This is a genomic window from Prosthecobacter sp., from assembly GCF_044373815.1.
Classification (GTDB): domain Bacteria; phylum Verrucomicrobiota; class Verrucomicrobiia; order Verrucomicrobiales; family Verrucomicrobiaceae; genus Prosthecobacter.
This window is the reverse complement of record NZ_JBIPNG010000406.1, coordinates 1-6167: the sequence shown is the minus strand read 5'-3', so window position 1 is coordinate 6167 and position 6167 is coordinate 1. Positions and strand designations below refer to the sequence as shown.

The window sequence follows — 6167 nt, the reverse complement described above, 5'->3', positions numbered from 1 at the left end:
ACATCCAGGCAGTGAAGCAGGCAGGGCAGGGGGAGGGAGACAAATACTACCTCACCATGAGTGTCAGTGCCGAACTTCCCAAGGAGCGAGCCGCCGTGAAGGACGAAAAACCTGAAGACAAAAAGAAAAACGACGAAGCTTTCGCCGAAGAAAAGAAGAAGCTGGAAGAGAAGCTTGCCAACGAGAAGAGATTCGAAGGCTGGGTCTATGAGGTAACGGAGTACACCGTCAGCAGCCTTTTGAAAAAGCGCTCTGAAATCCTCGCAGCACCTTCTCCGGCGAAGCAGCAGCCTCCTGCCGCTGGTGGCAGTTCCAGTCCTTCGGGTCTGCCCGATATTAAGAAGATGATTCCCGGCCTGAACATGCTCCAGCCTCCAGCCGGTCCAAGCAGCTCTGCGGCTCCCGCTGTTCCAGCTGCGAATCCCGCCCCTCCCATCAGCACGACCACACCTGCTGTGTCATTACCTGCTGCTCCCAAGACCGAACTCAAGCCGGCCCCGGCTCCTGATGCCAATCCCGCCACGGGCACAAAACCCGCCCAGCCAGCTGCAGACAAGCTGGCAGAGCCCGCCAAATCTGCGCCAGACAAACCGGCAGCACCTGCCAAGCCAGCGGCTGAAGCCCCGAAATAAGCTAAAGCAGCAGACTGTTCCAACACGGAGTGATGCCATGCATCACTCCGTTTTTTTTGCCTGCTAGCAGCCCGGCTGGTGAATGGTGAGGCAAAGCTGTCAGACAAGTCTCCGTAGCTTTAGGATGCGGAACTCACTTGCTCCTCCCACCGCGCCAGCAGCCACAGCACATCTGACAAACGGTTGAGGAAGCGGATAAGCTCCTCATTGGGCACATGATCGGCCGTGCCTTGCAGGTCGATGACGTTGCGCTCGGCACGGCGGCAGGCGACGCGGGCGAGATCCGCATAGGCACCGCTCATCACACCGGCTTCGCCGGGCAGCGCCCAGCCTTTGAACTTGAGCGCGCCACCAGCCTCCAGCTTGGCCACCCACTCATCCAGCCAGTCGACGTTCGAGGTGGAAATGCGATCAGGATGGGTGGCTGCATAGCGGCTTTCATCGCCGGGTGGTGTGGCCAGCTCTCCCATGAGTTCAATAAGCCAGCGCTGCACCTTGGGTACAATTTGCTGCGTCTCCTCGCGTGCAGCGGCGATGCGCAGAGGGCCGAGGGCGGCGTTCAGTTCATCCACCGCACCAAGGGCATGGACTCGAGGATGGGATTTGGCGAGACGACAGCCAAACAGCAGATCGGTCTGGCCTTGGTCTCCTTTGCGGGTGGCGATGGACATGGGAAGAGAGTTACGAATTCAGAAGAGGAAAAGACGGCTGAAAGCGATCACTCGTCAGGGAAACTGCTGGGTTGTGTTTCGTGAGGCGGGGCCGCTATGGAGGGAGCTGGCGGCGGAAGGCTGGTTGTTTTTCCTTTACGGCAGGACCGCACAGTCCAGCCAAACAGCAGGGCCAGCAGGAGCAAGGCGGCCAGGCGTGAGGAACGTGTGGGTAGCATGTGACGTGGTGCTGTTTCAGCCACCTTTGGCCTGCCTGCGGCGATCCACTTCCCGGCTGGCACGTTCCAAAGTGAGCAGCTCCTCCGCAGTGAGGCTGTCTTTGCCGTGCAGGTTCATTTTATCCAGCAGAGGATTCACCACCTCCTCCATCCACGCTTCCATCGAGTCCGGCTGCCGCTTTGTGGCCAGGGGAACCGTGTCGATTTCGAGTTCATTCGTCGGCCGTGCACGCGTGCGCGCCATGGCCGGTTTGCGTGGCTGCTGGTACGGTGCCGGCTGCCACTGACTGGCGTAGGTCAGTGGTCTGCCGCCATAGCCGAGGCTGCGTGCATAAAACCAGCCCAGGGCAGCACCGCCGAGGTGGGCAAAGTAAGCGATCTGCATCCCTTCGGGCAGGATATGAAACAGGATGCCCGCCAAGCCAAAGACCAGCTGGATGATGAACAGGCCCTTGGCCAGGGTCCAAAGGCGCAGCTGCACGGGAATGATGAAGTAGATGAACGCCGTGATTTTTTCATCCGGCATCACCACCGCCAGCGCCATGAGCAAACCAAAAACCGCCGCCGAGGCACCCACGAGCGGCGTGGTCATGTCGCCTGTCACAAAGCCGTTCACGGCCATCTCCGTGGCTGCTCCCACGACGCCGGAGAAAATGTAGATCAGGGTGAAATGGCGGCTGCCAAACAGCTGCTGCACCCCGCGCCCGGCGAACCACAGCATCATCATGTTCAGGGCAAAGTGCACCACACTGCCATGCACAAACATATAGGTGAAAAGTGTCCAGACATTGCCACGCATCAGTTCGTGCACGCTCACGCCGCCCAGGGGCATGTACATCTCCCCCGTCAGGGGGTGCCGGACCCAGCCCGTCTCAAACACGAACTGCATGACGAACACGGCGATATTGATCCCAAGGATTACGTGGAATGCCGTAAACTCCCGCACCATTCCGGCAACGGAACGTGGCGGTCCTTCACGCATATAGTCGCGGTCATACAGGGACATGGGCTGAATGTGCCCGTCTGCGCGCCCAGTGCGAGGTTTTTTTCGCGTTGGCGATGACAAGCGCCGACGCTTCGGTTACGCTTTTCTTACAGTATGAAATCGTCTTCTGAATCCCTGCTCGACGCCGTATCTCAAAGTGGGGCGCATGACGCCGCTGATCTGCTGGAGCAAGCCTCTGGCGAGGACGCCGCCAAGGTGCTGCAGCAGCTGAACCCCATGGTGGCTCAGCACGTGCTCGAGGAAATGCAGGATGAGCCGCGGACTGCCGCCATGACGTTTGTCCCTCTGCAAAAGGCCAGGCAGTGGGCCAGCAACCGCGAACATCCCGAAGACAGTGTCGGCTGGTTGATGGAGGAGCCGGTGGCGGTCTTCCGCCCTGACGCAAGCGCGCGCGAAACCATTGAAGAGGTGCGCAAGCTCGCGAAGAAGGCCTTTATCACCTACGGTTATATCACGGATGAACAGGGGCGCTTGCTCGGTCTGCTGGTGATGCGCGATCTCATGCTCGCGGAGCCGGACGCAAGGCTGAAGGACGTGATGGTGCGAGATCCCTTCAAGCTCGATCCCAATATGGAGCTGACCGAGGCGATGAAGATGGTCGTGAACAAGCACTATCCAGTCTATCCTGTGTGCAGCAAAGACGGCATCCTGCTGGGCTTGGTGCGCGGGCAGACCTTGTTCGAGGCGCGTGCCATCGAAATCAGTGCCCAAGTCGGCTCGATGGTGGGGGTGGAAAAGGAGGAGCGACTCTCCACACCGCTGCTGCGCAGTTTGCGTTTCCGCCATCCATGGCTTCAGGTCAATCTGGTCACCTGCTTCATCGCTGCGACAGTTGTCGGGGTGTTTGAGGGGACGCTCGGCCGCCTCGTGCTGCTCGCCGCGTTTCTGCCGGTGCTTGCCGGACAGTCTGGCAATACGGGATGCCAGGCGCTTGCGGTGACCTTGCGCGGCATGACGCTGGGTGATCTGAAACCGGGAGATGAACGCCGTCTCGTGATCAAGGAGGGTTTGCTAGGTTTGTACAATGGCATGCTCGTTGGTATCTCCGCCGGCATCGGCATGGGGATCTATGCACGCATGAATCACAATCCCAACGCGCTCATGCTGGCGTTTGTGGTGTGGGTCGCGATGACTTTCAGCTGCGTCGTCAGCGGCCTGAGCGGCGCGTTGATTCCACTGCTGCTGAGAAAATTTGGCGCTGATCCAGCCACCGCATCCAGCATCTTCCTCACCACCGCCACGGATGTGATCAGCATGGGCACCTTTCTCGGACTCGCGACACTGCTGGTGCCATGATCATTTGGAGCAGGGAAGAGTGGAGGCAGCGCATGCATGAGCATGCAGCGCGCGTCGCTGCACACGCGGATGCTTTCGTGGACCGACGCAGTCGAGACGCGAAACATCCGGTGCATGATTTTCTCTTCACCTACTACAGCTTTGCGCCGGCGAAGCTCAAGCAGTGGGTGCCGCCCTACAGTGTGGGCCTGGAAGTCACCAGCGCTGATCTCGAAGCGTGCCCATGGTTGCAAAGCGATCGGTTCCTTTGTGAAAAGGGGCTGCTGCATGTGGACGCGAGGCGCTTCATGCAGCGGGAACGCGAATTCGCCGCCTGGGTGGCCATGCTTTGCACTCGCATCCTCGGCAGAGCAGGGAGGTTCACCTGCTTCGGACTGCATGAGTGGGCCATGGTGTATCATCAGTCGGTGCAGCAGGTGCGGCATCAAGGCTATGAACTGCGTCTGCCACCGAATGAGCTCGCCGCATTTGTGGAGTCTCTTCCCGTGTGCTGCTCACACTATGATGCGTTTCGTTTTTTTACGCCTGATGCGCGGCCCTTGAATGTGCTGCAACCCACGCTCGATTCTCGTCCTGACCTTGAGCAGGCGGCCTGCCTGCATGCGAACATGGATCTGTACAAATGGTCTTCCAAGCTCTGGCCCTGGACTGGCTCCGACTTGATCGGCGAGAGTTTTGAGCTGGCGCTCAAGGGCCGGGATCTCGACATGCGTGCAAGTCCTTATGACCTAAGTTCTCTCGGCTATGAACCGGTGAAAATCGAAACGGTGGAAGGGCGCACCCGGTATGAACGCGAGCAGCGCGAGCTGGCGGCGCAGGCTGCGGAGCTTCGGCGGAGGTTGCTCGAAGTCTGCACGGCGCTTTCACAGATTGTCGTTGCTCATCCGCCGGCCCACTTCCTCGCAAAGCCCGATGAACGTGCGCTCGGGCAGGTTTAGCGGGCGGTTTTTGAGGGTGGAGACAATCCAGCGGCGTTTGAGCTTTGCTTTCGGCAGCGGCAGTGCGATCAACTGCCCGGCTTCGATCGCGGAACGTGCAATCCAGCGTGCGGCAATCGCCACGCCGATGCCCAGCTTGGCCAGTTCCACGGTAGCCTCGGAGCTTCCCAGTTCGATGAAGGAGCTCAGACGCACGCCGTTCTTGAGAAAGTATTCCTGAATCATCGAGAAGTTCATGCTGTTGCGGCTCGCAACTATGAAGGTCTCGTTTGCCGCATCCTTCAGCTTTGGCCGCGTCTGAGCCCAGCGGTGCAGCGGCGAGACGAGAAACTCCAACTCGTCATCAAAGATGGCGTGGCAGTTCATGCGCGAGACATCGAGCGGACGCAGGCTGACCGCGAGATCAATCTCGTTGCTCACCAGTCGCTCGACCGTGTCGGGTGTTTCGCCACAGGTGACCTTGATCTCATAGAGCGGGAAGGACTCCTTGAACTCGCGCAGCACGGTGGGCAGAATGAACTGAGCGGCCGCCGTGGTGCAGCCGATTTTCAATTTGCCACGCGGCATCTGGTCAAGCGTGCCCAGCACGGCCCGTGCATGGCTCATGGACTGCAGAATTGTTTCCGCATGTGGCAGCAGTTCACGGCCTGCATGCGTGAGGTGGACGTGCTTGCCCTGACGGTGAAACAACCGGATTCCGAGGTCAGTCTCCAGGGATTTGATGGCGTGGCTGACGGCGCTCTGCGTGAGATGCAGTTCGCGTCCGGTTTGCGTGAAGCTGCCGCTGCGTGCCAGACGGACGAAGGCGCGGAGTTGTCGGGTGTCGATGGCTTGATCCATGAATTCGATTCATACATCTATTGAAAAACATTGCGCTTTGTTTCTGGTGAAATTCTGGCACGTGGCTCGTCTGGTGCTGATATGTCGGGGCATGCAGCAGCTCTCCACAGTTCCAAAATCCACTTTAGCCGGGGTCGTTCAGCCTGTCCGCATCGGGTTCATTCCCCTGGTTGATTGCGCTCCATTGCTGGTGGCCAGGAAGATGGACCTTTTCCGCAAACACGGTGTGCATGTCGAGCTGAGCTGTGAGGTTGGCTGGGCCACCATCCGGGAAAAGCTGCTCTACGGCCAGCTGGATGCCGTGCACGCAATTGCAGGTCTGGCGCTGGCCATGCGTCTCGGAATCAGCGGCCCGCCATGCCGGGTGGTCGCTCCCTTTGTCTTCAATTTGCATGGCAATGCAATCACCCTCAGCAAGGATCTGTGGAATCGCGGGGTGCGTGATGCCGCCAGCTTGAAAAAGCTCATCCGCAGCGCATTCAGCCGCCGCTTCACCTTTGGGATGGTGTCACGCTACTCCTCCCACAATTTTCTCCTTCGCCAGTGGCTTCAGGCTGGTGGCATTG

The 6167-nt window shown here is 59.4% G+C and carries 6 protein-coding genes and 1 pseudogene; 4 read left to right on the top strand and 3 right to left on the bottom strand.

Annotation, left to right across the window (positions count from 1 at the left end; genetic code table 11):
* Positions 1-632 (top strand): annotated as a pseudogene (locus tag ACIREA_RS24450) (hypothetical protein); the annotation flags it as partial.
* 119 nt (positions 633-751) lie between these two features.
* On the opposite strand, the gene ACIREA_RS24445 reads toward ACIREA_RS24450, so the two are convergent.
* The gene (locus tag ACIREA_RS24445) at positions 752-1303 is read right to left on the bottom strand and encodes a cob(I)yrinic acid a,c-diamide adenosyltransferase (RefSeq protein WP_397384955.1); all 552 of its coding nucleotides are present in this window, start codon (positions 1301-1303) and stop codon (positions 752-754) included.
* Positions 1304-1537: 234 nt separating this feature from the next.
* Positions 1538-2527 (bottom strand): rhomboid family intramembrane serine protease, encoded by a 990-nt coding sequence (locus tag ACIREA_RS24440; RefSeq protein WP_397384954.1) that lies wholly within the window; start codon positions 2525-2527, stop codon positions 1538-1540.
* A gap of 93 nt (positions 2528-2620) precedes the next feature.
* Between ACIREA_RS24440 and ACIREA_RS24435 the strand changes: the two genes are divergently transcribed.
* Positions 2621-3823, top strand: coding sequence for a magnesium transporter (locus ACIREA_RS24435; protein WP_397384953.1), 1203 nt, complete (start codon positions 2621-2623; stop codon positions 3821-3823).
* 32 nt (positions 3824-3855) lie between these two features.
* Positions 3856-4761 carry a hypothetical protein gene (locus tag ACIREA_RS24430; protein ID WP_397384952.1) on the top strand — a complete coding sequence of 302 codons (906 nt, stop codon included), beginning with the start codon at positions 3856-3858 and terminating at the stop codon, positions 4759-4761.
* On the opposite strand, the gene ACIREA_RS24425 is transcribed toward ACIREA_RS24430, so the two are convergent.
* Positions 4687-5601, bottom strand: a complete 915-nt coding sequence (locus ACIREA_RS24425; RefSeq protein ID WP_397384951.1) for a LysR family transcriptional regulator — start codon at positions 5599-5601, stop codon at positions 4687-4689. The genes ACIREA_RS24430 and ACIREA_RS24425 overlap by 75 nt on opposite strands.
* Between ACIREA_RS24425 and ACIREA_RS24420 the strand changes: the two genes are divergently transcribed.
* A partial coding sequence (locus ACIREA_RS24420; RefSeq protein WP_397384950.1) for an ABC transporter substrate-binding protein occupies positions 5600-6167 on the top strand: 568 nt, incomplete at its 3' end. The genes ACIREA_RS24425 and ACIREA_RS24420 overlap by 2 nt on opposite strands.

What these genes read in the sequence shown, in the direction of transcription:
- ACIREA_RS24430 (WP_397384952.1), top strand. Translation starts at nt 3,856, where the DNA reads ATGCATGAGCATGCAGCGCGCGTCGCTGCACACGCGGATGCTTTCGTG.
- ACIREA_RS24435 (WP_397384953.1), top strand. Translation starts at nt 2,621, where the DNA reads ATGAAATCGTCTTCTGAATCCCTGCTCGACGCCGTATCTCAAAGTGGG.
- ACIREA_RS24440 (WP_397384954.1), bottom strand. Translation starts at nt 2,527, where the DNA reads ATGTCCCTGTATGACCGCGACTATATGCGTGAAGGACCGCCACGTTCC.
- ACIREA_RS24445 (WP_397384955.1), bottom strand. Translation starts at nt 1,303, where the DNA reads ATGTCCATCGCCACCCGCAAAGGAGACCAAGGCCAGACCGATCTGCTG.
- ACIREA_RS24425 (WP_397384951.1), bottom strand. Translation starts at nt 5,601, where the DNA reads ATGGATCAAGCCATCGACACCCGACAACTCCGCGCCTTCGTCCGTCTG.